The sequence below is a fragment of the Micromonospora sp. NBRC 101691 genome, assembly GCF_030269285.1.
Lineage (GTDB): Bacteria > Actinomycetota > Actinomycetes > Mycobacteriales > Micromonosporaceae > Micromonospora > Micromonospora echinospora.
The window spans coordinates 1-26,440 of record NZ_BSTB01000010.1; the positions used below are offsets into that span (position 1 = coordinate 1).

16 protein-coding genes are annotated in these 26,440 nt (G+C 72.8%); 1 reads left to right on the forward strand and 15 read right to left on the reverse strand.

Annotation, left to right across the window (positions count from 1 at the left end):
• The 12 genes from QSK20_RS16935 to QSK20_RS16990 all read right to left on the reverse strand — a co-directional run.
• The coding region (locus tag QSK20_RS16935; protein WP_285789553.1) for a GTP-binding protein at positions 1-304 on the reverse strand (304 nt) is incomplete at its 3' end.
• Entirely contained in the window at positions 304-1,218 is a 915-nt protein-coding gene (gene cysD, locus QSK20_RS16940) for a sulfate adenylyltransferase subunit CysD (protein WP_285789554.1), read from the reverse strand. The genes cysD and QSK20_RS16935, both read right to left, overlap by 1 nt.
• Positions 1,215-2,081, reverse strand: a complete 867-nt coding sequence (locus QSK20_RS16945; RefSeq protein WP_285789555.1) for a 3'(2'),5'-bisphosphate nucleotidase CysQ — start codon at positions 2,079-2,081, stop codon at positions 1,215-1,217. Before QSK20_RS16945 ends, cysD begins: the two co-directional genes overlap by 4 nt.
• 38 nt (positions 2,082-2,119) lie before the next feature.
• Positions 2,120-2,941, reverse strand: coding sequence for an ABC transporter permease (locus QSK20_RS16950; RefSeq protein WP_285789556.1), 822 nt, complete (start codon positions 2,939-2,941; stop codon positions 2,120-2,122).
• Positions 2,938-4,080, reverse strand: a complete 1,143-nt coding sequence (locus QSK20_RS16955; RefSeq protein ID WP_285789557.1) for an ABC transporter ATP-binding protein — start codon at positions 4,078-4,080, stop codon at positions 2,938-2,940. Before QSK20_RS16955 ends, QSK20_RS16950 begins: the two co-directional genes overlap by 4 nt.
• A 39-nt stretch (positions 4,081-4,119) precedes the next feature.
• Entirely contained in the window at positions 4,120-5,208 is a 1,089-nt protein-coding gene (locus QSK20_RS16960; protein WP_285789558.1) for a CE1 family esterase, read from the reverse strand.
• A gap of 140 nt (positions 5,209-5,348) precedes the next feature.
• Positions 5,349-7,163 carry a hypothetical protein gene (locus QSK20_RS16965; protein ID WP_285789559.1) on the reverse strand — a complete coding sequence of 605 codons (1,815 nt, stop codon included), beginning with the start codon at positions 7,161-7,163 and terminating at the stop codon, positions 5,349-5,351.
• A gap of 82 nt (positions 7,164-7,245) precedes the next feature.
• Positions 7,246-8,205: a sulfotransferase gene (locus tag QSK20_RS16970; RefSeq protein WP_285789560.1), complete on the reverse strand. Its 960-nt coding sequence runs from the start codon at positions 8,203-8,205 to the stop codon at positions 7,246-7,248.
• A gap of 26 nt (positions 8,206-8,231) precedes the next feature.
• Positions 8,232-9,110, reverse strand: coding sequence for an alpha/beta fold hydrolase (locus QSK20_RS16975; RefSeq protein ID WP_285789692.1), 879 nt, complete (start codon positions 9,108-9,110; stop codon positions 8,232-8,234).
• 2 nt (positions 9,111-9,112) lie between these two features.
• Complete coding sequence (locus tag QSK20_RS16980; RefSeq protein WP_091456623.1) at positions 9,113-9,427, reverse strand: acyl carrier protein; 315 nt, start codon at positions 9,425-9,427, stop codon at positions 9,113-9,115.
• A 39-nt stretch (positions 9,428-9,466) separates the two neighbouring features.
• Complete coding sequence (locus tag QSK20_RS16985) at positions 9,467-14,251, reverse strand: type I polyketide synthase (RefSeq protein ID WP_285789561.1); 4,785 nt, start codon at positions 14,249-14,251, stop codon at positions 9,467-9,469.
• 5 nt (positions 14,252-14,256) lie between these two features.
• On the reverse strand, positions 14,257-21,888 hold the full coding sequence (locus QSK20_RS16990) for a type I polyketide synthase (protein WP_285789562.1): 7,632 nt from the start codon (positions 21,886-21,888) through the stop codon (positions 14,257-14,259).
• A gap of 825 nt (positions 21,889-22,713) precedes the next feature.
• Here QSK20_RS16990 and QSK20_RS16995 point away from each other — a divergent pair.
• On the forward strand, positions 22,714-23,637 hold the full coding sequence (locus tag QSK20_RS16995) for a sulfite exporter TauE/SafE family protein (RefSeq protein WP_285789563.1): 924 nt from the start codon (positions 22,714-22,716) through the stop codon (positions 23,635-23,637).
• 198 nt (positions 23,638-23,835) lie between these two features.
• On the opposite strand, the gene QSK20_RS17000 is transcribed toward QSK20_RS16995, so the two are convergent.
• The 3 genes from QSK20_RS17000 to QSK20_RS17010 form a co-directional block, all read right to left on the reverse strand.
• The gene (locus QSK20_RS17000; protein ID WP_285789564.1) at positions 23,836-24,810 is read right to left on the reverse strand and encodes a DMT family transporter; all 975 of its coding nucleotides are present in this window, start codon (positions 24,808-24,810) and stop codon (positions 23,836-23,838) included.
• A gap of 123 nt (positions 24,811-24,933) precedes the next feature.
• Complete coding sequence (locus tag QSK20_RS17005; protein WP_285789565.1) at positions 24,934-25,449, reverse strand: hypothetical protein; 516 nt, start codon at positions 25,447-25,449, stop codon at positions 24,934-24,936.
• Between the two features lie 98 nt (positions 25,450-25,547).
• The gene (locus tag QSK20_RS17010; RefSeq protein WP_285789566.1) at positions 25,548-26,417 is read right to left on the reverse strand and encodes a PhzF family phenazine biosynthesis protein; all 870 of its coding nucleotides are present in this window, start codon (positions 26,415-26,417) and stop codon (positions 25,548-25,550) included.
• Positions 26,418-26,440: the final 23 nt, after the last annotated feature.

Consider the following 26,440-nt stretch of genomic DNA (forward strand, 5'->3'; position numbering starts at 1 on the left):
TGATGAACTTCCGCCGAGGGGTCGCGAAGTACCGGTAGGCGACATCGATCGTGATGCCCTGCTCCCGCTCCGCCCGCAACCCGTCGGTCAACAACGCCAGGTTCGTGTACTCGTCACCACGAGCAGCCGAAACAGCCTCGACCGCCTCCAACTGATCCGTGAACAACGACTTCGTGTCATACAGAAGACGCCCGATCAACGTGGACTTGCCGTCGTCCACACTGCCCGCCGTGGCGAACCGCAACAGGTCCATCGACCGGAACGCGGAATCGCTGTCGAGCAGCGGCATGGTGTCGGTGGTCATCAGAAGTAGCCCTCCCGCTTGCGGTCCTCCATCGCGGCCTCACTCACCCGGTCATCCCCCCGGGTCGCACCCCGCTCCGTGATCCGAGTCGCCCCGACCTCCTCGATCACCTTCTCCACCGTGTCCGCATCCGACCGCACCGCAGCCGTACAGGAAGCGTCACCCACCGTCCGGTAGCGGACGCGTGCCGCGAACGGGGTCTCCGACCCCCGGGGCTGGATGAACTCGTTGACCGCGTAGAGCATGCCGTCCCGCTCGATCACCTCGCGCTCGTGGGCGAAGTAGATCGACGGCAGCGCGATCCGCTCCCGAGCGATGTAGTGCCACACATCCAACTCGGTCCAGTTCGACAACGGAAACACCCGAATCGACTCACCCGGATGATGCCGACCGTTGTACAACGACCACAACTCCGGACGCTGATTCTTCGGATCCCACTGCCCGAACTCATCCCGGAACGAGAACACCCGCTCCTTCGCCCGAGCCTTCTCCTCATCCCGACGCGCCCCACCAAACAACGCATCAAACCGATGCTTCTCCACCGCGTCCAGCAGCACCGGCGTCTGGATCCGGTTCCGGGTGCCGTCCGCGGGCTCGGTGACCAGGCCCCGGACCAGGGCTTCCGGCACGCTGGCCACGATGAGGTGCAGCCCGAGTTCGTCGACCCGCTGGTCGCGGTACTCCAGCACCTCCGGGAAGTTGTGCCCGGTGTCGACGTGCATCACCGGAAACGGAATGCTCGCCGGAGCAAACGCCTTCTCCGCCAACCGCAACATCACGATCGAGTCCTTACCCCCGGAGAAGAGCAGCACCGGCCGCTCCATCTCCGCCACCACCTCACGCATCACGAAGATGCTCTCCGCCTCCAACGCATCCAGGTGGGTCGTCTGGTACTGCGCCGATCCGCCGTTCATCGGGATTCCTTTCCGAGCAGGGACGTCTGCGGTGCGGCCGTCCCGGCGGCGGCCGTCGACAGCTGCCGGCTCAGGGCCTCCAGCAGCGGCGCGGCCAGATCCGGACGGCAGACCAGCAGGTCGGGCAGGCGGGGGTCCACCTCGTTGTAGCGCAACGCAGTCCCGTCGATCCGGCAGGCGTGGAAGCCGGCTGCGGTGGCCACCGCCACCGGGGCGGCCGAGTCCCACTCGTACTGCCCCCCGGCGTGGATGTACGCGTCCACCTCACCGGTCACCACCGCCGCGATCTTCGCCCCCGCCGACCCCATCGGCACCAACTCCGCACCGATCTCCTCGGCCAGGTCGGTCAGGAAGGCAGGTGGGCGGCTCCGGCTCGCCGCCAGCCGGATCGGGCCGTCGCCGGCCTGGTCGGCACGCGGCCGCAACGGGAACTCCGTGGTCAGCACACGTCCCTGGGCGGGCAGCCCCACCGCCCCGGCGATCAGCCGGTGCGGGGTGGAGGCGTGCCGGTGCCAGAGCGCCACGTGCACCGCCCAGTCCGAACGCCCCTCCTCGGAGAACTCCCGGGTCCCGTCCAACGGGTCGACGATCCACACCCGGTCGGCGGTGCGCCGGGTCGGCCCGCCCCCCTCGGTGACCGAGCGGCGCGAGTCGTCGTCCTCCTCGGAGAGCACCGTGTCGGTCGGCCGCCAGCGTTCCAGCTCGGCGAGGAGGAACTCGTGGGAGGCCCGGTCGCCGGCCGCCTTCAGCGCGGCCGGATCGGCGTGACCGTGCTCGGCGCGTACCGCGAGCAGCAGTTCGCCCGCGCGGGCCGCGAGCCACTGGGCGAGCCCGCCGTCGGACTCCGGTGGGTTGATCGACATGTGCGCTCCTCCTGCGGGATCGGGGCCGGTGGACACGGTCACTGGACGGCCCGCCGGGTGAAGGACCGGACGCTGAGCCAGGTCAGGGCGACCGCCATGCCGGTCAGCGCCAGCACGCAGACCCAGGCTGGCATGTGCGGTACGTCGGGCAGCATCGCACCCCGCACCCCCTCCGAGACGTAGGTCATCGGGTTGAATGCGGTGACCACCTGGAACCAGCGCATCGACTCCAACCGGGGCCACGGGTAGTGGATGCAGCCGGTCCAGATGATCGGCGTGACGATGACCGAGAACGTGACGTTGATCCGCTGGATCGGCAGGATGGTGGAGAGGGTCATCCCGATGCCGCCGCCGACCCACGCGCCGAGCAGGGCCACCAGCAGGGCGGTCGGCAGGCCCTCCAGCCGCCACGGCGCGGAGCCGACCACCAGGGCCCCGAGCGGGTACATCAGGACCGCCGCGAGCAGGCCCCGGATGGTGGCGACCACCAGCTTGCCCACCGCGACCAGGCTGGTCGGAAGCGGGGCGAGCAGCCGGTCCTCGATCTCCATGGTGAAGCCGAACTCCTTCACCAGCGGCAGGGCGGTGCTCTGCAACGCGGTGGTGAGGGCGGCCAGCGCGATCACGCCGGGCAGGAAGAGGTTGGCGAAGGACCGCTCGACGATGCCCTGCCCGCCGAGGATGTGGCTGAACACGAAGAGCATGAACAGCGGGGTCATGCCGACCTGGATCAGGATCACCCACAGCTCCTTGCCGGTGACCAGCAAGTCGCGGCGGAGCAGGGCGAGGAAGACCCGGCCGGCGGGTGGACGGTTCCGCACCTCGCGGCGTACCGGGGTGGGGGTGTCGAGGGCGGTCACCGTAGGTCCCTTCCGGTGAGTTCGATGAAGACGTCCTCCAGGCTCGGCTCGCCGATGTGGATGTCGTTGAGCGCCGCCGACCGGCCGGTGAGCAGGGACAACGTCGGGCCGAGCAGGTTGGCGGGGTCGGTGGCGAGGTGCAGGCGCACCCGGATCCGGCCCTGGGCGCCCGCGGCGGACAGGGTGGCGGTCGGCGCGTTCCCGTTGGCCCGGGCGCGGGCGGCGAGCTTCGCCAGCGCGCCCGGTCCCAGCTTGGCGAGCGCAGCCCGGCCGGCAGCGCCCAGGCCGGCGCCCCGACCCGCACCGGCCGCACCCGCGCCGACGGGCAACGGCCGCCGTTCCGCCTTGCGTACGCCGTCCAACTCGCGCAGCGCGGCGACCACCTCGTCGGCGTCGTCGCGGGCGGCCGGGGTGACCGTGAGGTCCAGGATGGCCTGTCCGGCGAGGCCCCGCACCAGGTTCTGCGGGGTGTCCACGGTGAGCAGCTTGCCGTGGTCCACGATGCCCACCCGGTCGACCAGGTTGGCCGCGTCGTTCATGGCGTGGGTGGTGAGCACGATGGAGACACCCCGCTCGCGCATCTCCCGGATCCGGCTCCAGATCAGCAGCCGGGTCTGCGGGTCCAGCGCGTTGGTCGGCTCGTCGAGGAAGAGCACCTCGGGCTCGTGCATCCAGGCCCGCGCGATCATCAGCCGCTGCGCCATGCCGCCCGAGTACGCCTCGATCCGGCGGTCCGCGCGCTCGGTGAGGCCGAAGCGTTCCAGCAGGTCCTTCGCCCGTTCCTCGGCCTCGGACCGGGGCACCCCGTGGTAGGCGGCGTGGTACAGCAGGTTCTGCCGGGGGGTCAGCGCGCGGTCCAGGTTGTTGTGCTGGGGCACCACCGCCAGGTGGGCGCGGGCGCCGACCGGGTCCCGGCTGACGTCTACGCCGCCGACCAGGGCCCGGCCGCCGGTGGCCCGCAGCCGCGTGGTGAGGATGCCGATGGTGGTCGACTTTCCGGCCCCGTTCGGCCCGAACAGCCCGAAGGTCTCGCCCGGCGCGACGGTGAACGACAGTCCGTCGACGGCGTTGGTCGTGGCCCGGGGGTAGCACTTGACGAGATCGACGACCTCGACCGCCGGACCGTCTCTGCTGGGCATGCCTTCTCCTGTTCTGGGGGTGCGGGGTGCCGGTCGGCGTCAGGAGCCGGCCGGTCGGGGGTGCGCGTCGAAGAACTTCCAGATCTCCGCGGTCGCGTCCAACGCGGTCGAGGGGGGTTCGAGGCCGAGGAGCTGCTCGGCGCGGGGGTTCGGCTTCCCCCCCGGCCACTGGTGACCGGCATCGGCGATGGTGATCAGGTCGACGGCGCGGCCCTGCGCGCAGGACGACGTCGACCGGGTCACCGGCCCGTCGGCACGCTCGGTCGGCGCGGCGCAGTCGTCCACCGCGCGCCACTTCGCCATCAGCTCGGTCAGCGGCGGCCCGTCGATCTTCACCGGGTTGCGGCCGGTGCCGTCGTTGTCGCGCTTGCCCGGCCCACCCCGGTACGGCATGGTCTCGTCGCGCAGACCGTGGATGTGCAGCACGCTGACCGGGGCCGGTGACGCGCACTCGCCGGCCAGCGTGGTCGCCACCACGCCGATCGCGGCGAAGAGATCGGTGTCGCAGGCCAGCCGGTACGCCAGCAGCCCGCCGTTGGAGATCCCGGTGACGAAGGTGCGGGCCGGGTCCACCGGCATCCGGTCACGGAGAGCACCGACCAGCGCCTCGACGAAGGCGACGTCGTCGACCCCCTGCCGGACCGGTTGGCCACAGCAGTGTTCGCTGGCCGCCCAGGCCCGCTTCACCCCGTCCGGGAAGGCCACCACGAAGCCGCCCCGGTCGGCCTCCTCGGTCCAGCCGTACGCCTCCTCGGCCTGTTCGCCGGTGCCGGCCGCGCCGTGCAGCATGACCACCAGTGGGACCGGTTCGGCCAGGTCCAGCGAGGCCGGCCGGTACAGCCGGTAGGTGCGGTCCCGCCCGTCGACGGTGAGGGTGTGCTCGCTCGACCCGGCCGGCACGTCGGAGCCGGACCCGGGCGCGGTGGAGGTGTTCGGTGCCGGGGCCCGGTCGCCGTCGCGCCGGTCGTCACGCCGGTCGGCGGTGCACCCGGCGACCCCGGTCAGTCCGACCAGGACGGCGAGGAAACCGGCGAGCAGGGACGGGGTACGGAGCCGGCGGGCACCACCCGGGGCACCCGCAGGACGGGAGGTCGTGGCCTCCCGGCGACGGGACGTCAAAGGCATCATATGCCCACTTTCACCGGCAAATGTTCGAGGAGTGTCAGGACTTGCCACGCACCGTGCAAAGGAAGCCGGGCGGGGTCGGGCCCCGGCGGTGGGGTCTGCGAGCGCAGCACCGCCGGGACCCGGTGAGGCGTGACGAGGCGTCAGCGGCCCCGGGTGTCGTACCGGATGAGTTCCCAGCCGCCCTCGGGCACGTCGTCGGTCGGGTCGGCCCGCAGGTTCATCGGGTTCGCCATGCCCAGGTAGAGCGTGGTGCCGTCGGTGACCATGTTGCGGATGCCGTAGTTGAGGTAGTTGCCGACACCGGAGTCGCTGACCACCTTCGCCGGCTCCCTGGCGGACTCGAAGACCAGCAGGTCACCGCCGTAGACCGGCTCCGGCAGGGTCGGGTCGTCGTCGGCCGCCGCCGCCGCCAGCGAGGGAGCGCTGAGCGCCTCGGCGGCCTTCTCGACCGACAGGCCGGAGATCGCGGCGGCCTCCTGGCTGAGTTCCTTGGCCAGGTAGCTCCAGTCCATCGTGCCGACGTAGAGCCGGCCGCCGGCCACCGCCATCTTCCAGGTGTAGTTCAGGTACGGGTTGCCGAAGCCGGACGAGCCGTACAGCGGGGTCTGCCCGGTGGAGACCTTCGCCCAGGCGCCCGCGCCGCCGTTCGCCGCCGGGTCGTACGCGGGCAACTCGGCCGCGCCGTAGAGCAGCTCGACCTTCTGGTGCTTCTCCCCCAGCCGCTTGCCCCGGTAGATGCTGATCGACCGCTGGGTGTTCTGGATGGTCAGCTCGGTCGCCGCCTCGTCGACCGGCGGGTACGCGGCCAGGTGCTGGCGGGTCGCCTTCAGCGGCACGTGCATGGTGCCCCAGTAGAGGTACCCGCGGTAGGAGACCAGCCCGCCCAGGCCGTAGCTGTTGGCCACCACCGGGTCCGGCTCGTACGTGGAGACGTCCCAGACCTGCTGCCAGCCGTCCGCGTCGTCCGGGGTGAGGCCGGGCGCGCCCTTGGCGAGCACCGGGCTCGTCCAGACCGCGGCGAGCTTGCTCGGCGGGGCGGGCTCGTCGGCGGTGGCCAGTTCGCCCTCCGCGCCGGGCCAGGTGCTGACCGCGATCCGCCCGTCGTGGACGGTGATGTCGGCGGCCTGTGCCGGCAGGTTGCCGACGATCTGGAAGTTGAACGGGTCGGTCTTGCTGCCGACCCAGCGCAGCACGTGACCGCGCAGCGAACCGTTGGCACCGACACCGACGCCCGCGTACAGGGCGCCCTCGGCGACCGTGAAGTGCCGGATGTTGCCGAACTCGGGGAAGTTCCGCGAGCCCAGGAAGGCGCCGGTGTCGGTGTCGAAGGCGAACAGGTTGATGGTCTTGCCGATGGCCGGGCCACCGAGCAGGGCCACCCCGCCGAAGTTGCCGGCCGCCCGGATGCCGGTCGTGGTCCGCAGCCGGTCGTGGTCGGCCTGGACCGCCTTCACCAGGTCGGTCTTCTCGGTGAGCCGCTTGGCGCGCGTGTCGTAGGTGTAGAGCCGCGGCGTCCGGTGGTCACCCAGGTATCCCGGAAGCTGCGGGTTGGTCTTGACGATCTGGCTCTCCTGGTACTCGCAGACCCAGTCGTCGTTGAGCTTGGGCTCGTTGGTGCCCAACTGCCGGCCGCTGGTCAGGCAGTTGACGTTCGCGCCGGTGCCGAACCAGAGGTCCTCGTCGGCCCGGGTCATCCCCCACAGGTACCCCTGGTTCACCTTGGCCTGCCCCGAGGCGCACGGCGGGCCCGCCGGGTACGGAAGGCCGACGCCCGCGAAGCACTCGTCCGGCTCGGCCTTCGCGATCACCTGCGGATTCGGCTTCGGCTGGTGGTGCCGGTCGTCCTCGGCGGTCGGTGCCCCGAGCGCGGTCGCCGGGGCGGTCAGAGCGGCCCCGAGGCCCAGTACGGCGACGGCCGCCCAGAGCCGCCGCGAGTGGTTCCGGATGGGTTTCACACTGTCTCGCTTTCGTGCCGGTTATCGAAAGACGGTTCCGGCCGGGACGGCAGAACCGGGGCTGGGGTTCGACGACGTCCGGTCAGCCGACCGGCTGACGGGCCCGGGACGGGTCGACGACCCGGTCGGCAACCTGCTCCGCCCACGTCTCCGGGTTGTCGAAGTCGAGGAAGCGGCCGAGCCGGGCCAGTTCGGCGACCGGGTCGGCGACCAGTTCCTCGTAGCGCATCGTCAGCAGGTGGGCCGGCTTCTCGTCGGCCAGCGCCTGCTCGGCCTGGGCCGCCATGAACGCGCAGAGGCCGAGGTAGCGGCGCAGGTCCTGGCCGCGCTCGCGGAGCGCGTCGGCGGTCAGCCGGTGCGGCAGGAACTGCTCCATGTCCGCCGGCACCTCCTGGCCGGGCTGCACCCGGAACGGGTCCAGCCCGCAGCGGCCGAGGAACTCCACCCGGAGCTGGATGAGCTGGAACGACGAGTGCCGGCTCATCGACTTCGCGGTCGGTTCCCAGTCCCGCGTCAGGTAGACGATCTTCGCCTCGGGGAAGCCCCGGAGCAGGTACGGCGCCACGTGGCTGGAGCCGCCGGAGCGTTCCACCCAGCGCTTCTTTCCGGTCAGCACGGCCAGCAGGTCCAGGAAGTCCTGGTGGTGCCGGGCCACGCTCTGCTCGGGGAAGTCGGGCACCCGCCGGGCCAGCTCGTCGAAGAGGGCGTCCGGGTCGTCGGAGACCTTCGACAGGGTGATCGCCAGGATCCGGGGCAGCTCCGTCATCCGGTCGCCCCACCGGCCGGTGGACGGGTAGTGCAGCTCCTTCGGGGGCAGCCCGATCCGGAACAGCGTGGACAGCTCCGCCTTGGGGCTGGACAGCACGTCCCAGTACTCGGCCCCGGTGATCACCTCGGCGCTGCGCGCCCAGGGCGCCACCGACATGAAGAACTCCTGGGCGGAAAGCGTGTCCGGCTCCTCCGCGATCAGGTCGGAGAGGAGCGTCGACCCACACCGTCCACTGCTGATGATGATCGACCGACCGGTGATCGGGGTGTCCATCGGGAGTCCTCCTGCGCGTTGCGTGGTCATGAGGTGGTGGTGTGGTCGACGGCGAGCCCACCGGCGACGGTGACCCCGCGCTCGGCGGGCGTCCCCGCCCCGACCGGCAGCGCGCACTCGGCGGCCAACCAGTCGAAGACGTGCCGGCGTACCTGCTCGGGCTGGTCGATCAGGACGGTGTGCTTCTCGTCAGGTAGAACGACCGAGCGGGTCTGCGGCAGCACCCGCCGGACGTTCGGGGCCAGTTCGTGCACCGCCGACCGACCGCCGTATAGGCAGAGCACCGGGCAGTCGACGGCGGCGAGCCGGTCGCCCGGTGGTAGCTGGCTGGCCGGCAGCTCCTCGGCGAGCGTGGTGGTGGTCAGCATCTGCCGGGTCTCGTCGGCCCGGCGGGCGGCGAGCCGCCCCCGCCGGACCCCGATCTCGGCCACCGTGCCCTCCCGGGGCAGGCGGTCGGCGACCCGGGCGAGGCGGACCTTCACCCGGGCCATCCACTCCGGGATGGGCGGAGCGGACTCGACCGCCACGATGCCGGCGACCCGGTCCGGGTGCCGCGCCGCGTACCCGAAGGCGATCGTGCCGCCGAAGGAGTTGCCGCAGAGCAGCAGCGGACCGGTCACGTCCAGCTCGGTGAGCAGTCCCGCCAGGTCGTCGACGAAGTCGGCGAGGGCGTACCCGGTGGCGGGCCGGTCGCTGCGGCCGTGCCCGCGCAGGTCGTACAGGACCACCGGGAACCCGGCGGTGGCCAGCGGCTCGGCGAGGGTGAAGTACCAGCTCGCCATCGTGTCCGAGGCCATGCCGTGGATCAGCACGGCGGTCGGCATCGGCGCGGACCGGTCCGCCGGTGGCGGGTGGGGCGGGTCCAGGCGCTGCGCGTGCAGCGTGATCCCGTTCGCCCGGACCATGGTCACCGGGCGGCCACCTCGACCGTGCCGCCGGCCTTCGCGTCGAGCGCGTCGGCGATGTGCGTGACCAGGTGCCCGACGGTCAGGTCGGCGACGTTCTCCAGGTCCAGCTTGGCGACGAAGTGCGCGAAGTTGACGGTGTCCCCGTACCGGGTCTGGAGCCGGCCGGCGAGCGACACCACGTCGATGCTCTCCATGCCGAGCTCGTCCCGGAAGGTGGTGTCCATGGTGATCTCCTGGTCGGCCACGAAGTCACCGAGCACGGCCTGGATCATCTGGGTGATGTCGGCGAGGACCTTGGCCTGCGTCGCGGACATGGGGTTGCTCCTTTGCGTTTCGACTGGTCGGTGCGGGGGTCAGGAACGGGTTCCGCCGGGGGCGGTGGCGGGCTCCGGACCCCAGGTCCAGGCCACGACGTAGCGGCGGGGCGGCAGGTCGTCGGGGTTGGCGACCTCCCGGTGGCCGACCCGGTAGGTACGACCGGCCACCTCGACGGTCAGCGCCTCGTCGGTGGCCGCCCGGACGGCGATCGGGTGCGGGCCGCCGGCCGGGCCGACGCCCTCCGCCTTGCCGACCGTCTCCCGGGCCGCCCGGAAGCGGGTCGCCCAGAGCTGCCGCCGGGCGGCGTCCGCGCCGGCCAGCGACGCCAGCAACGCGGTCTCCGCCGGGTCGAGCGCGCACTCCGCCGGCAGGTCGCCGATCTCGGCGACGTCGATGCCGACGCCCGGCCCGCCGACCGGTTCCCCGGGGGTACGCGGCTTCGCGATGGCCACGCCGATCTCCTGGCAGTGCGCCAGCGACACGTCGCAGTCGCGCCAGCCCCGGCCTTCCCGGGCCTGGACGAACGGACGGCCCGACGGGTCGTTGCCGACGGTCAGCTCGATCGGGTAGATGTCGGTGTGGCCGTCCTCCCAGAGGCGGCCCCGGACGGCGTCCTTGGCCGCGATCCGGCCGAGCATCCACTGCTTGCGGGTCTTCGCCGGGTGCCGTTCGTACTCGGCGTTGGCGGCGCCGCCGAGGATGCCGCGCGCGGCCATGCCCCGGGTGACCAGGTCGGTCCAGCAGTCGAAGGCCATCGTCCAGCCCTCCGGCTGGAACTGCGACATCGGGTACCGCTCCGGGAAGCGTTCGGCGACCCGGGCCTGCGGGTGGCTGTCGAAACGCCGGTCCACCGCGCCGTTGATCTGCGCCCAGACCCGCCCCTGGTAGCTGAGCTGGGTGTCCGCGACGAGCTGCCCGTCGTCGATGGAGCGGACCCGGGCGACGCACTCGAACGCCCGGCCCGCTGGCGGGGGCGGCCCGAAGAACTGGACGTTCCGGAGGCCGACCGGCAGCGCCACGGTCCGGATCGGCTGCGTGGTGATCAGCCAGTTGCCGATGACCTGGAGCGCGTTGTCCAGCAGCGCGCCGGGCGGCACCGGGGCGGTCACCACACCCCGCACGTGCATGTCGCCGATGGCGTGGATCTTCGTGACCCCCTGGAACCGGGGACCGTGGAACATCAGCCGCTCGGCGTACATCTCGTCCGCGGGGAGCGTGGTCGGACGCTCGGTCGCGGGGTCGTGCGTCCAGGGCTGCTCGGTCGGTTCCGGGTACGCGGTGCCCATCTCGACGGTGGCCCGGGCGTACGAGCCGATCGAGCAGGTGTACCGGTTCGCCCCGGCCTCCCGCACGGTGATCTCGACGTCCTGGGCCGGTTCGGCGATCAGCCAACGGTTGAACTTGGCGTCGTGCACCTCGATCACCCGCTGGCCGGGCAGCAACTGCTCGGCGGCGTCCATCATGTGCTGGACCAGGGCGGTCGCCGGCACCACCGGCCAGCGGTCCTCGATGTTCGGCCAGTCGTCCGGCTGCACGAAGAAGCAGTGGTCCCGCAGGTACGGCATGGTCTCGATGGAGACCCGCAGGGTGGTCCGACCGACCTCCCGGCTGGCAGCCGGGGCGGGACGGGCGGCCGGCGGGGCGGCCGGACGCTGCGGCGCGACGGCCGGCGCGACGGGACGGGCCGCCGCCGGGACGCCGGCCCGGGACGGCGCCGGTGGCGCGGTGGCCGGTCGGGGCGCGACGGCCGGCGCGGCACCGGCGCGGGCGGCGGCCGGCGGCACGACGGGCGACCGGGGAGCGGCGACCGGCGGGGTCGCCGGTGCGGCGGGACGCGGCCCGACGGGCGGGGCCGTACCGCCGGCCCGGGCCAGCACGCTCGCCGTGCCCTGGGCGGTGTCCCGGAGCAGGGCGGCGAGTTCGGCGGCGGCCCGGGAGTGGCCGGCGAGCTGACTGAGCGCCGCCAGGGCCCCGGCGGTCTCACCGCTGGCTGCCGGTGCGGCGGGCTGGGCGGGCGCGGTCGGCGTCGCCACGGCCGGGGATCCGTTGCCCGGGGTGGGGAGGCCGAGCATGCCGGCCGCGTCCTCGCCGAGCCGGACCAGCGGTCCCCCCAGGTCGAGCTTGATGGTCGGGCCACGCTTGCCGGTGCCCACGGTGCTCTTCGCCGCCGGAACGCGACCGCCCGGGGTGGACAGGACGCGCAGGTCCGGCGAGCCACCCTCCACCCAGAGCGCGGTCGCCACCCGGCGGAGCTGGTTGAGCCCGCCCCGGTGCGAGACGTTCACCGGGATCGCCAGGTGGTCCTTGCCGCGCAGGTTGTCGTCGATGAGCGAGGCGAGCTGACCGGCGCCGACCTGGAGGAAGACCCGGAAGCCGGCGTCGTACATGTTGGCGACGGTCTGCCGGAACCAGACCGGCTCCATCATGTGCCGGATGAACAGGTGCCGGACCTCGTCGAGATCGTCGGGGCACGGCGCGGCCAGGGTGCCCGACCAGATCGGCAGCTGGCTCGGCTGCACCCGCAGCCGGCCCAGCGCGTCGCCGATCGAGCGGAGCCCGTCGCCGAAGATCGGGGTGTGGAACGCCGACTTGAAGGGCAGCTTCTGGCAGAAGACGTTCCGCCCGCGCAGCACCTCCACCAGCCGGTCGACCTCGGTCTCCGGCCCGTTGACCACGCACTGCTGGGGCGCGTTGTCGTGCGAGAGCACCACCCCGGGGAAGTCCGGTAGCAGCGGTGTGACCTGGTCCGCCGCCGTGGCGGCGGCGGCGAAGACGTACCCGGAGATCTCCACCGACTCGGCGCTGAACATGGCGAGGAACTCGTCCATGCTGGCCCCGTCGGCCTGGCCGCTGACCGCCGCGGCGGTCCACTCGCCGATGCTGTGCCCGGCGACCGCGTCCGGCGTCACGTTCATCCGGCCCAGCGCCTCGTGCAGCATCTTGCCGACCTCGATCAGGCCGGCGCCGTGCTGCCCGAGGTCCTCCATCGACCAGGGGCGGTCCGGCATCCCGAAGTGGGCGGCCAGGTCGCTGGTCCGGGGCGAGAACTCCGCCTCCAGACCGGGGAAGACCGAGATGAGCTTGCCGCCCCCGGCCAGCAGCGGGTCCGGGGTGAACCAGATGTCCCGGCCGCCCCGCCACGCCTGGCCCCGGGCCACCGTCTTGCGGGCCACGGTGAGCAGCTTGTCGCTGGGGTTGACGATGCCGAGCCGGACACGTTCGGAGCCGTCGACCGGGCCGGGCGCGGCCTGGGCCCGCTCCGCGCCGAGCCGGCGTACCGTCGCGTCGTCGGAGGCGAGCAGGTCGGCGAGGGCCGCCGAGGTCGGCGCGGCGAGCCAGAGAACCTGGTCCGGCTCGTCCACCACGACCTTCCCGTCGGCCGTCGCGGTCAGCCCGGACGTCGGCAGGGCGACCCCGGCCGAGTCGGACACCTGCTCGACGATCACGTGGGCGTTGATCCCGCCGAAGCCGAAGGCGTTCACCCCGGCCCGGCGCGGACCGTCGCCCTCCCACGGCTGGGCGGCGGTGATCGGCGCGAACCGGGTCTGGGCCATCTCGGCACGCGGGTTGTCGCAGTGCAGGGTGGGCAGGAGCACGCCCCGGTAGACGGCGAGCGTCGCCTTGATCAGGCCGGCGGCGCCGGCCGCCGGCATGGTGTGGCCGATCATCGACTTCACCGAGCCGATCACCGGCTTGGGCCCGCCCCGGTACGCCCCGAAGGTCTGCCCGATGGTGGTCAGCTCGGCCGCGTCGCCGGTGGGGGTACCGGTGCCGTGCGCCTCCAGCAGGCCCACCGCGTCCGGCGCGGTCGGGTCGAGTCCGGCCGCCGCCCAGGCCCGCTCGATCGCCAGTACCTGACCGGAGACCGCCGGGTTGAACATGCTCGCCGACTTGCCGTCGCTGGAGACCCCGCTGCCCCGGATCACCGCGTAGACCCGGTCGCCGTCGCGCAGCGCGTCGGCGTACCGCTTGAGCACCACGATGCCGGTGCCCTCGCCGATCAGCAGCCCGTCGGCGTTCGCGTCGAACGGCCGGATCTCGCCCTGCCGGGACAGCGCCCGCAGCTGGTTGAACACCGACCAGAAGCTGATGTCGTGCACGTGGTGCACGCCGCCGGCCAGCACCGCGTCCAACCGGCCGTTCTGCAACTCGGTGATGCCCTGGTCGACCGCGATCAGCGACGAGGCGCACGCCGCGTCGATGGTGTACGCCGGGCCGCGCAGGTTGAGCCGGTTCGCCACCCGGGAGGCGGCCAGGTTCGGCACCAGGCCGATGGTCCCCTCCGGCTGGTACGGGCCGAGCCGCTCGTCGAACTTCTTGCGGAGCATCTCCAGCCGGGCCGGATCGACGTCCGGGATCAGCTCCCGGAGGATGCTGATGACCTGGCTGGACATCCGGACCCGCTGGGCGTACCGGGCCTGGGCGGGGCTGAGGATGCCGCCCCGGCCCAGGATCACCCCGACCCGCTCCCCCGACGGGAGCCGGTCCGGGCCGCCCGCGTCGTCGATGGCCTTCGCGGCCACCTCCAGCGTGATGAGCTGGTCGGGCTCGATCTCGTGCACCGACGCGGGCATCACGCCGAACTTCAGCGGCTCGAAGGTGGCGTACTCGTCGACGAAGCCACCCCGCCGGCAGTACATCCGGTCCGCCCGGTGGGCCTGCTCCGGGTCGTAGAACTCCTCGTCCCAGCGGTGCTCCGGGACGTCGGTGATCGCGTCCACCCCGGCGACCAGGTTGCGCCAGTAGCTGTCCAGGTCGCCGGCCCCCGGCATGAGCGCGGCCATACCGACGATCGCGATCTGCTGGTCGGGCTTGGTCACGGCGCTCACCAGCCCGACGCGGTGTAGACGACGGAGGTGTCGCTCGGCTCGGCCCAGGCCAGCTCACGGAGCAGGCTGAGCGCGCCCTCCTCCGGGTCGATCAGGCCGATGCCGCGGCGGGCGTACTCCCGGCTCAGCTCGGCGGTGACCATGCCGCCGTGGCCGGCGCCCGGGGCCCAGGGGCCCCAGTGGACGGTCAGGCAGCGGATCCCGGTGCTGGTCGACCAGCGGGTGCCGATGGTGTCCAGGGCGTCGTTGGCGGCGGCGTAGTCGGACTGGCCCCGGTTGCCGTAGGCGGCGGCGATGCTGCCGAAGAAGACCACGAACTTCGGCTGGTCGGGCAGCTCGTCCAGACCGGCGAGCACCGCGCGGGCCCCGTTGACCTTGACGTCGAAGACCCGGGTGAAGGACGCCGGGTCCTTCTCGGCGATCAGCTTGTCCTCGATGATGCCGGCCGCGTAGACCAGGCCGTCGAGCCGGCCGTGGTGCTGGTGGATCTCGGCGAGCAGGGCCTTGGTCGCGTCCGCGTCCCGCACGTCGAGGGTGTGGTAGCGCACCTCGCCGCCGAGTTCGGTCAGCTCGGCGATGGTCGCCTCGACCTCCCGGCCGGCCATGATGGCCTGCGCCCGGCGCTCGATCTCGGCCGGGGCGCGCAGCCCCTGCTTCACCAGCGCGGCACGCAGCTCGGTCTTGTCCCGGGCGGCGGCCAGCGCCGCGTCCTCCGGACCCGCCGGCCTCGGGGTACGACCCACCAGCTCGATCCGGCACCGGCCGGCCGAGGCGAGGGTACGGGCGAACCAGGGGGTGATGCCCCGGGCCCCGCCGATCAGGACGACCACCGACTCGTGGCTGAGGCCGAGCGCGGCGACCTCCGATGCTCCTTCACCGGCCGGGCCGGCGCCCCGCGAGGCGAGCGCGCCCAGGTCCACCTGGACCAGGTCGGCGACGTACCGTTCGTCGCCACGCCGGGCGACGACCGGGGGCTTCTCCTCGCCGACGGCCAGCAGTTCGTCGAGGAGCTGCCGGGCCAGGGTCTCCGGCTCCGCCTCGGCGTCCAGCTCGACGAAGCGGGCGGTCAGCTCCGGGTACTCCCGGGCGATGGTGCGGAACAGGCCGGGCATGCCGTCGGCGGTGCCGCCGGCCGCCGGGGCGCCGGCGCCGATCAGCCAGCGCGGTCCGGTCGCCAGCACCCGCTTGACCAGCGGGAACACCGACGGCAGCAGGGGTCCTTCGGTGCGGGTGAGTCCGTCGAGCAGCAGGAACCCGTCGAAGCCCTGGTCGGCCTGCTCGCTGTCGAGGACGCCGAGCTGGCCGCCCGCGCCGTGCTCACCGAGCAGCTCGGCCAGGTACGCACCGACCGCGCCGCCACCGGTGATCAGGAACTTCTTGCCGGCGAGGAGTTCGGCGGGGTCGCCGAGGGACGCCGGCCGGACCGACTCCCGGGGCACCAGGCGCTTCGGCGGGATGCCGGGGTTCGCCAGTTCCTCGGTCGCGGCCGGGGCGAGGGCCGGCGCGGTCTCGACCGGGGCGGTCGTGGCGTTCATCTTCTGGTCGAGCCAGGTCACCATGGCACGGACGGTGCGCGCCTTGACCAGGTCCTCCAGCTCCGACTCGTCACCCTCCACCGCGAGATCCAGCCGCGACGCGACCTCACCGGCCACCTCAGCCCGCTTGATCGAGTCGATCGACAGATCCGCCTCCAGATCCAGATCCAACTCGATCAGATCCACCGGATAACCCGTCCGCTCACTGATCACCGCCAGGATCGCGGCCTGGAAGTCCGCCAACGACGCACCACCCACCGGAGCAGCCGGCGCGGCCGGAGCCGCGACGGCGGGCGCGGTGGCGACCGGAGCGGAGACCGTGACGGTGGCGGACATCTTCGCTTCGAGCCAGGTCACCATGGCACGGACGGTGCGCGCCTTGACCAGGTCCTCCAGCTCCGACTCGTCACCCTCCACCGCGAGATCCAGCCGCGACGCGACCTCACCGGCCACCTCAGCCCGCTTGATCGAGTCGATCGACAGATCCGCCTCCAGATCCAGATCCAACTCGATCAGATCCACCGGATAACCCGTCCGCTCACTGATCACCGCCAGGATCGCGGCCTGGAAGTCCGCCAACGACGCACCACCCACCGGAGCAGCCGGCGCGGCCACGGGCGCCACGGCGACGGCGGCCGGCGCGGCGGTGCTGCCCATCCGCTGGTCGAGCCAGGTCACCATGGCCCGCACCGTGCGCGCCTTGACCAGGTCCTCCAGCTCCGACTCGTCACCCTCCACCGCGAGATCCAGCCGCGACGCGACCTCACCGGCCACCTCAGCCCGCTTGATCGAGTCGATCGACAGATCCGCCTCCAGATCCAGATCCAACTCGATCAGATCCACCGGATAACCCGTCCGCTCACTGATCACCGCGAGGATCGCGTTCTGGAAGTCCGTCAGCGAGGGACCGGCCGGGGCGGCCGGCGCGGGCGGGGCGACGGGCGCGGGGGCGTACGTGGTGGCCGTCGCGGTCGTCGCGGACCCGCCGTTGGTGGCGACCGCCATCGCCGGGACCGGCACCGGCTCGGCCACCGGGACGAACTGCGCCGGGACGTACTGCGCGGGCGCGGCCGGGGCCACTGCCGAGCCGTTCGGGTACCCGTCGGTCCGGTGTGGTTCGGCCGGCTGCCAGACCAGGCGTCCGCCGCTGCCGCCGTCGCCGAGGAAGGCGAGCATGATGTCCCGCTGCGAGGCGATCATGTCCCGGGTGGTCCGCAGGAACTCGCCGAGCAGCTCGCCCCGGATGTCCTGCACGACGTGCTGGACGGGGACGGGCGCGGGAGCGGCGGGGGCGTGGGAGTGGGCACCGTTCGAGGGGCTCATCGGCAACTCCTTGACGATTCGGGGAGGGGTCATGCCACCGGGGAGGCAGTCGCCGTTCTGGTCGCGGACGAGTTGCCCGTCGACCGTCCAGACCGGACGGCGGTTCGGCGCGGCATCGCGGGGCCGACCGCTGACCCGTCCGTGGAACAGCCAGTCGGTACGGACCGGCACGCCGGCGCAGGCGATCTCGCCGACCGAGATGAGGAATCCGCGCAGTCCCTCGGCCGGTCCGCGCTCGGTGGCGACGGCCCGGTACGGCCGGTCGCCGAGCACCGCCCTCACCAGCTTGCTGAGCACCTGGCCGGGGCCGACCTCGACGAAGGTGCGGGCACCGGCGGCGTACATGGCCTCGATCTGCTCGACGAAGCGGACCGGTTCCCCGATCTGCTCGGCGAGCTGCTGGCGGACCTGGTCGAGGTTGTCGACGTAGGGGGCGGCGGTCAGGTTGGACCAGACCGGGATGCGCGGTTCGCTGATCCGCCGGTCGGCGAGCACCTCGGCGAAGCGCTCCACCGCGCCGGCCACCAGCGGGCTGTGGAAGGCGCAGGCCACCGGGATCAGCTTCGCCGAGACCCGGGCCTCCTTGAGCGCCACCACCGCCGCCTCGACCTTGGCGGTCGGGCCGGAGATGACGGTCTGCTTCGGCGCGTTCCGGTTGGCGAGCACCACCTCGCTGGTCAGTCCGGCGCTGGCCAGCACCTGGGCGACCTGCTCGGGCGTGGCGCTGACCGCGGCCATGGTGCCCGGGTCCTCGCCGGTCGCGCCGAGGATCGCCGCGGCCCGCTCCCGGCTGAGTTCGAGCAGCGTACGGGCGTCGAACGCACCGGCGACGCAGAGTCCGACGAGTTCGCCGTAGCTGTGTCCACCGGTCATGTCCGGCCGGACGCCGAGGCGGCGCAGCAGGTGGTCCACGGCGAGCCCGCCGATGCCCAGCACCGGCTGCGCGACCCGGGTGTCCCGGACCCGTTCCTCCTGCCGCTTGCGGCTGGCCGGGTCGAAGGCGGTCGGCGGGAAGAGCAGCTCCGCCGCGTCGCGGTCCAGTTCCAGGTAGTGCCGCAGCTCGGGGAAGGTGACGAAGAGGTCGGCGAGCGCGCCGGGGCGCTGGCTGCCCTGGCCGGGGAAGAGGAACGCCACCTGGCCCGGGTCGGCGTCGCCGGCCGGCTGCACCAGGCCCTTGGCGGGGTCGTGCTCACCGGCGAGGGCCCGCCGCAGCAGGGTGTCCAGTTCGGTCACGTCCCGGGCGACGATCGCCACCCGGGTCGGTCCCCGCCGTCCGGCGGCCTCCCCGGCCACCTGGGCGGCCAGCTCGGCGAGGCGGCCGGGCCGGTCCCGGTCCCCGTCGGCGGCCAGCCGGTCGGCGAGCTGCACGATCGCCTGGTGGGCGGCGGCCCGGTCGACGCCGGGGAAGCAGAACAGCTCTGCCGGCCAGGTGCGCCGGGCGTGCCGGGGCTCCGGGGCGTCGCCGTAGGCGGCGAGCACGGTGTGGAAGTTGGTGCCGCCGAACCCGAAGGCGCTCACCCCGGCGATCCGGTCCCGGGCCGGGACCGCCCAGGGGCGGGCCTCGGTGTAGAAGGCGAACGGGCTCTGCTCCGGGTGCCAGGCCGGGTTGGGCCGTTCCAGGTGGATAGTCGGCGGGCGGATGCCGTTGTAGAGGGAGAGCGCCACCTTGATCACGCCGGCCAGGCCGGCGGCGCACTTGGTGTGCCCGATCTGCGACTTCACCGAGCCGAGCGCGCAGCTTCCGGGCTCCGCGCCGGCCTCGGCGAACATCCGGGTGAGCGTCTCCAGTTCGGTCCGGTCGCCGACCACCGTGCCGGTGCCGTGCGCCTCGACCAGGCCGACCTCGCGCGGCGAGATGCCGCTGCGGCGGTACGCCCGGTCCAGGGCCCGGCGCTGCCCGTCCGTCCGGGGGGCGGTGAGGCCGAGGGCACGTCCGTCGCTGGAGCCGCCGAGGCCCTTGACCACCGCGTAGATCCGGTCGCCGTCCCGCTCGGCGTCGGCGAGCCGCTTCAGCACGATGCAGGTGACGCCCTCGCCGAGGGCGATCCCGTCACCGGTCGAGTCGAACGGCCGGGACCGGCCGGTCGGCGAGAGCGCGTGCGCGGAGGTGAACATCAGGTAGTCGTTGATGCCGTTGTGCAGGTCCGCGCCGCCGCAGATCATCATGTCGCTGTCGCCGCTGGCCAGTTCCTTGCAGGCGGCGTCCATGGCGGCCAGCGACGAGGCGCAGGCCGCGTCGATGGTGTAGTTGGGCCCGCCCAGGTCGAGCCGGTTCGCCACCCGGCCGGCGATCACGTTCGCCAGCACACCGGGGAAGCTGTCCTCGGTGACCGTGGGGAGCAGTTCCTCCATCTCGGCGGGCACGTCGCCGAGGTACGCCGGGAGCATGGTGCGCAGGGTCTGCGCGTGGCCCATGTCGCTGCCGGCCTCCGCGCCGAACACCACGCCGGTGCGGGAGTGGTCGACTCCCGGGGCGTCGTAGGCGTACCCGGCGTCGACCAGTGCCCGGTGGGAGATCTCCAGGGCGAGCAGCTGGGTCGGGTCGATGCTGGCCAGGGCGGCCGGGGGGATGCCGTAGCCGATCGCGTCGAAGGGCACCGGCTCGATGAAGCCGCCCCACTTGGAGACGCTGATCCGGCCGGTCTGCCCGGGGCCGACCTCCGGGGCGTAGTAGAGGTCGGTGTCCCAGCGCTGCGGGGGCACCTCGCCGACGGCGTCCGCGCCGCTGAGCACCGTACGCCAGAAGCTCTCCAGGTCCGGCGAGCCGGGCAGGATGCAGGCCATCCCGACGATGGCGATGTCCAGCGGCGCGGGGGCGTCCTCGACCTCGGCGGGCGGCGTCAGCCGCTCCCGGATCGCGTCCAGGCTGTCCCCGTGGTACGCGCGGGCTCCGGCGCTGACCGAGTCGTGCAGCCCGGCGATGGTGGTCGCGTCGTCGCGCAGCACGACGATCTGCCCGGCCATGAACATGCCCTCGGCGGCCTGCTCGTCCTCGCCGACCGAGCGCAGCGTGTCGCCCTCGCGGACGATGCCCTTGCTGGCGATCCGGGCCCGGCCGATGTTGAGCTTCTCGAGCTCCTGCCACGCGTCGCGGCTCTCCATCCCGGACTCGCGCAGCTCGTCGCGGCGGCGGTAGAAGTCGTCGACGAACGGGGTGGGCAGGCACCGGGTGACGTGCCCGGGAGCGGTCTCCAGCAGCGCGGTCCGCTCGGCGGCGATCGCCTCGCGCTGGAAGAGCGGCTGGACGGCGTTGTGTTCCACCGCCTCGGCGGTGAAGAGGTACGCGGTGCCCATCAGCACACCGATCCGGGCACCCCGGCGGGCCAGCGGCGACGCCATGGCGGCGACCATCGCCGCCGAGCGGGCGTCGTGGATGCCACCGGCGAAGAAGACCTGGAGCGCGGTGGCCGCCTCCGGATCGGCGTCGAGGTACTCCTCAAGCACCATGAGCTGGGCCTCCCAGAGCGGGAAGCTGGCCCGGGGTCCGGTGTGGCCGCCGCACTCGGCGCCCTCGAAGATGAACCGGCGGGCCCCGGAGCGCAGGAACTGCCGCAGCAGTCCCGGCGACGGGACGTGCAGGAACGTGGTGATCCCCTGCTGCTCCAACGCCTTTGCCTGCGGGGGCCGGCCACCGGCGATGATCGCGCAGGCCGGGCGCAGCTCCCGGATGACCTCCAGTTGCGCCTCGCGGATCTCCTCGGGGGCGAAGCCGAGCACGCCGACGCCCCAGGGCCGGTCGCCGAGGCGGGCGGCGGTCTCGGTGAGGATGCGGCGGGTCTGTTTCGCGCCGTTGAGGGCGAGCGCGACGAAGGGCATACCGCCGTCCTCGGCGACGGCGGCGGCGAAGCCGGGCTCGTCGCTGACCCGGGTCATCGGCCCCTGGGCGACGGGCACCCGGATGCCGAGGTCCACGGCCAGCGGTGATCCCGGCGCCAGCACCTCACCGGCGGCGTCGTCGGTGGCGGCGTCGAGCATGACGGCCCGGATGCCCCGGACGGCGGCGGCGGTGTCCGGCCAGCGCTCGGCGAAGACGCTGGCGAGCCAGCCGTCCTGGCCGATCGGCACCAGCTCGGAGTTCTCGTCGTGCGGGCCGCCGCGCCGGATGCCCCGGACGCCGTCGACCAGCACCGTCTCCGAGCCGTCCATCCGCCGGATGGCGCTCTGCACGTCGGTCGGCAGCTCGGACTCGGGCATCAGCGCGAGCTGGCTGTCCAGGACGACGCCGACCGCCCCACCGACCAGGCAGGCGGCCGCGGTGCGGGGGCCGACGCCACCGGCGACCCAGACCGGCAGGTCCAGGGTCTCGTCGGCGACGAGTTGCTGGAGCAGGACGAACGAGCTGAGGTCGCTGCCCCGCCCACCGGCCTCCATGCCCCGGGCGATCAGGCCGTGCGCGCCGGCGTCGGCTGCGGCGTGCGCCTCGTCCCGGCTGGTCACCTCGACCAGCACCCGGTAGCGCGGGGCCACCTCGGCCACCGTCCAGGAGGAGTCCGAGGTCAGGACGACCAGGTCGACCCCTCCCGGCGCGACGCGTTCCACCTCGTCCACCGTGGCCTGGCACCCGGCGGGTACCCGTATCCCGATCGGCCCCGACGACCAGGCGACGGCCTGGACGAGCGCGCGCAGCACCCAGTCGTCGCCGCCCGCCAGGTCCAACACTCCCAACCCACCACCGACGCGAGCGGCGGCGGCCAGTCGCGGGGCGGGCTCCACAGCGCCGCCGGGGTTGACGACCATGACGAGGTCGCGCGTGTACGTTGCAGTACTCATCGGGCTCCCACTTCGTTCGCGAGGGTCTCGCGTTGCGACGGGCTGGATCGGCCAAACCGCGAGTGGCCAGATCCGAATTCGCATGAATCGATGTTGCGCTCCGTAACAAGCTAGTGGCAGGTTGTTGCCGAATGATTAACGCCAGCCCGAACGTGAGAGGATCTCAGAATTCCTACCGAGCAGGCGGGATTTACCTCAACCGCTGCCAGGAAGAACCGACGAGAGTCGGTCGAGGATCGCTAGAGGCACACCCGGAACGGGCCACAAGAAGGTTGTTAATTACTCACGAAACAACTAGCCCGCGAGGCACCGCATTGACGGGAAACAGTTGATGCATCAACCTGTCTCAATATTCGGACGGGCTCTTGTCAGAGCGACCGGCAGCCGTGGACGATCCGTTTCCATCTCGTAGCCGCCATTCCCTATCGAATTGCTCTGACTTACGCGAGAGCGAGGTGAGGCACCCGGACGACCCGACGCCCTGACCAGCCGGACCAAGACGGCCCACCACCTGCCGATTCGACCGGCCGACGAACCCCAGGAGCATCCCGGGACACCGGGACAGGGCGCCCCGCCCACCTCCCACCTGATGGCAAGTGGCTCGTGTCACAGATCATCGGCCGACCGATTCGACCCTTAACGATCGTTTTACCGCCACGTGTGGCGATCAGCGGTTCGCTCCGCCCCCCGAAACTCGCCGCACCACCGTGGCAACACCCCCGCCACCAGCGCAAATGCCAACCCTCCGGCCCCGACGGGATTGCCGGAGCGCGCTCGTGTCCAGGCGGCTAACTCTCATTACCTCTTTATGATCGGCGGTTAAAAGTGCGTAAACTCATCCTGCTCGCCCTGGTGGGCTTCGGTGCCCAACTTGTTGACGGCAGTCTCGGGATGGCCTATGGAGTGACATCCACCACATTGCTGCTCGCCATCAACACCAGTGCCGCCAGCGCGTCCGCCACGGTTCACCTGGCCGAAATCGGCACGACACTCGTCTCCGGCGCCGCCCACTGGCGATTCGGCAACGTGGACTGGCGGGTGGTGCGCCGGGTCGGCGTACCGGGAGCCCTCGGGGCCTTCCTGGGCGCGACCTTCCTCTCCAGCATCTCCACCGCGGCGGCCGCGCCGATCATGTCGCTGATCCTGCTCGCCCTCGGCCTCTACCTGCTGATCCGCTTCACCGTCGCCGGCCTGCCCACCGGCCGGGTCGGGCTGCCGCTGCGCAAGCGGTTCCTCGGCCCCCTGGGCCTGGTCGCCGGATTCGTCGACGCCACCGGTGGTGGCGGCTGGGGCCCGGTCGGCACCCCCGCCATCCTCGCCAGCGGTCGGATGGAGCCGCGCCGGGTGATCGGCTCGATCGACACCAGCGAGTTCCTGGTGGCGGTCGCCGCCAGCCTCGGCTTCCTGGTCGGGCTCGGCTCGCAGAACATCGACTACGGCTGGGTGCTCGCCCTGCTGCTCGGCGGCATGGCCGCCGCGCCGATCGCGGCGTGGCTGGTCCGGAAGGTCCCGCCCCGGGTGCTCGGCTCGGCCGTCGGCGGCATGATCATCCTCACCAACGGCCGTACCCTGCTGCGGAGCGAGTGGGTCGACGCCCCGGACACCGTCCGGTACGTCTGCTACGCCGTCGTGACGGTGGTCTGGGCGGCAGCCGTGGTCTGGTCGGTCCGGCAGTACCTCGCCACCCGGAACGAGACGTCGACCACCCCCGCCGAACGGGCCGGACTGGCCGACGAGGTCAGTTCCTGACCGCGACCGGCCGGCGCCTGGGGCCGGAGCGCACTCGTCGCCCTCGGGGTCGGTCCGGGTCACCCAGGTGGGCGGACCCGGCCGACCCCGGTGAACTACCCCCCGCACCCCCGGCTCCGACCGCACCGGATCCCACCGGCGTCGCGCCCGGCCTGGCCGTGCACGTCGCCGTCGAGGACCCGGGGGCGGGCGACGCCGTCAGGCCGGCGGCCCGGCCCGACCGCGCGGCGGCGGCCCCACCTCCCCGGGTAACGGCACCGGCTGGGGCCGCCGGGCCCGCGCCCCACCCAGCACCACCACGGCCGTACCGGCCAGCAGCACACCCAGACCGGACAGGGCGAGCGGCTGCGGGAGCTGCCCCAGCCAGAGCCAGCCGAGCAACGCCGCCCCCGGCACCTCCAGCAGGATCAGGACGCTGACGGTGGTCGCCGAGACCCGGCGCAACGCGTAGTTGAACATCGAGTGCCCGAGCAGTTGCGCCCCGGCGACCAGCGCGAGGATCACCAGCCAGGTGTCGCTGTCGTACCCGCCGAGCGGCACCCCACCGACCAGGCAGACCACCAGCAGGACGGCCGCGCAGACGCTGTAGCAGATCGTGGTGTACGTGGTGGTGCTCAGCGTGGCGCGGGCCCGCTCCCCCAGAGCGGTGTAGCCGGCGATGAAGATCGCACCCGCGATGGCCAGCAGGTCACCGGCGAAGGCCCGGCCGGAGACGGCGATGTCGGCACCGCTGGCCAGCACCGCACCCGACACCGCGATGCCAATGCCGAGCCACACCGTGCGCGGCAGCCGGCGGCCCTGCCAGCGGGCGATGAGCCCCTGCCACACCGGCTGGGTGGCCCCCAGCGCGGTCGCGGCGGCGACCGAGGTGAGCTGCGCGCTCGGCATCCACGTGGCGAAGTGCGCGGCCAGCGCCACCCCGGAGAGCACGCAGTACCAGCCCTCGCGCCGCCCGGCGTCCGACGCCAGGATCCGGAACTCGGCGCGGCGGCGGACCAGCGACCACGGCGCGATGACACCGGTGGCGATGAGGTTCCGCCAGAAGGCGATGGCCAGCGCGGGCGCGGTCGCGAACGCGATGAGCGGCGCCGACGAGGAGACCGCCGCGACGGCCAGCACGATCGCCCCGGTGGTCAGCGGGTCGAGGGGCGGGTGTCGCGGTGACGACTGCACGGAAGACGATCCTCACACAGGGCCGGTCGGGCGGGACGCGCCCACCGGCGCAGCCGGCATTCGGTCACCGGACCGTCCCGGCCGGCGGGACCGGTGGCACCGGCCCGGTCGGCCGCACCGGCGTCAGCGGCGGCGTACCCGGTGCAGGCGGAAAGGCTTACGGGTCTGCCGGACGGCGGGGGTGTCCCGGGGCGGCTCGGCAAGTGAGTCGTCCGGCAACGCGGACCCGGCGAGCGGCGTGCCCGCCGGCTCCAGCCGGTTCAACGCGCAGCCGTCCGTGGCCCACCGACGCACCAGGTCGGTGGCGGAGCCCGAGGCGTTGAGCCGCTTGCTGGCCACCGCCGGGGCCACCGAGGCCCACGGTTCGCTCTCCGGTTCCACCCGCGAGACCCGCGCCGGGAACGTCACGATCCGTCCGCCGTGATCGCCCCGGAGGGTCACCTCGGCCTCCGTGGCCCCGGCCAGGCCGGGCGCCGTCTGCTCCCCCGGGCCGCTCACCACGAACAGGGCGCCGTCCAGGGGTACGCACCAGAGCGCGAGCGCCGGACCGTCCGGCACCCGGACCCAGGCCACGGCGGCCTTCTTCAGCGCCTCGTCGACCAGGGGCGTGGCCGCCCGTCCCTCCACCTCGTCGCTCACATCCGCAGATCCTGCCCTACGCCGCCCACGGACGCCCGCCGGACCGCCGTCCGATCGGGTCGACGGGGGTTTTCAGGAGATCCGCGTCACCGGGTGGGTCAGCCGAGGAAGGGCGGGACGTTGATCTCGCCTCGGGCGACCGGCATCACCTGGCCGCTGACCGTGGCACCCAGCGCGACGCCGCCGGCCGCGGTGACCGTGCAGGTCAGCACGGACGGACGGTTCAGCTCGTAGCCCTGCTCGACGGTGTACGACGACCGCCGGTCCCCGGGGAGCAGCCCGCTGGCGACCAGCCACACGCCCAGGCCGAGGGCGGCCGATCCGGTGGCCGGGTCCTCGGGAACCCCCATGCCGGGCACGAAGACCCGGGACCGGGCGGTTTGCGTACCGGCGTCCCAGGAGAAGACGCTGACATGCTCCACTCCGTACCGCTCCGCCGCCCGCGCGTCGACCCGGGCGCGGGCCAACGCGTCCGGACGGACCGGCAGGTAGGGGAACTCCAGCCCGCAGCCGGCCACCCGGGGCGCCGGTCCGGCATGGTCGGTGGCCCGCAGGCCGGTCACCTCCAGCAGCGGTTCCACGTCCAACTCCGGTCCCAGTGTCGGCATCCCGCCGGTCAGCGTGGCGCCCGTCCCGGAAACCTCGACCGGCAGCACCCCCGCCCCGCACTCCTGGGTGACCTGACCCGTGTCGAACCAGCCCCGTCGGCACGCGGTCACCGCCGCCCCCACGCTCGGGTGCCCGGCGAAGGGCAGTTCCGCCGCCGGGGTGAAGATCCGGGCCCGGTACGTCGCGCCGACCTGGGTGGCGGGCAGCACGAACACCGTCTCGGAAAGGTTGAACTCCCGCGCGAGCGTCTGCATCTGCTCGGTGGCGAGCCCCTCCGCGCCGAACACCACGGCCAGCGGGTTGCCGGCGAACGGGCGGTCGGTGAAGACGTCCACGATCTCGTAGGCCAAGGTCGACATGTTGATAGACACTAGGCGCATAG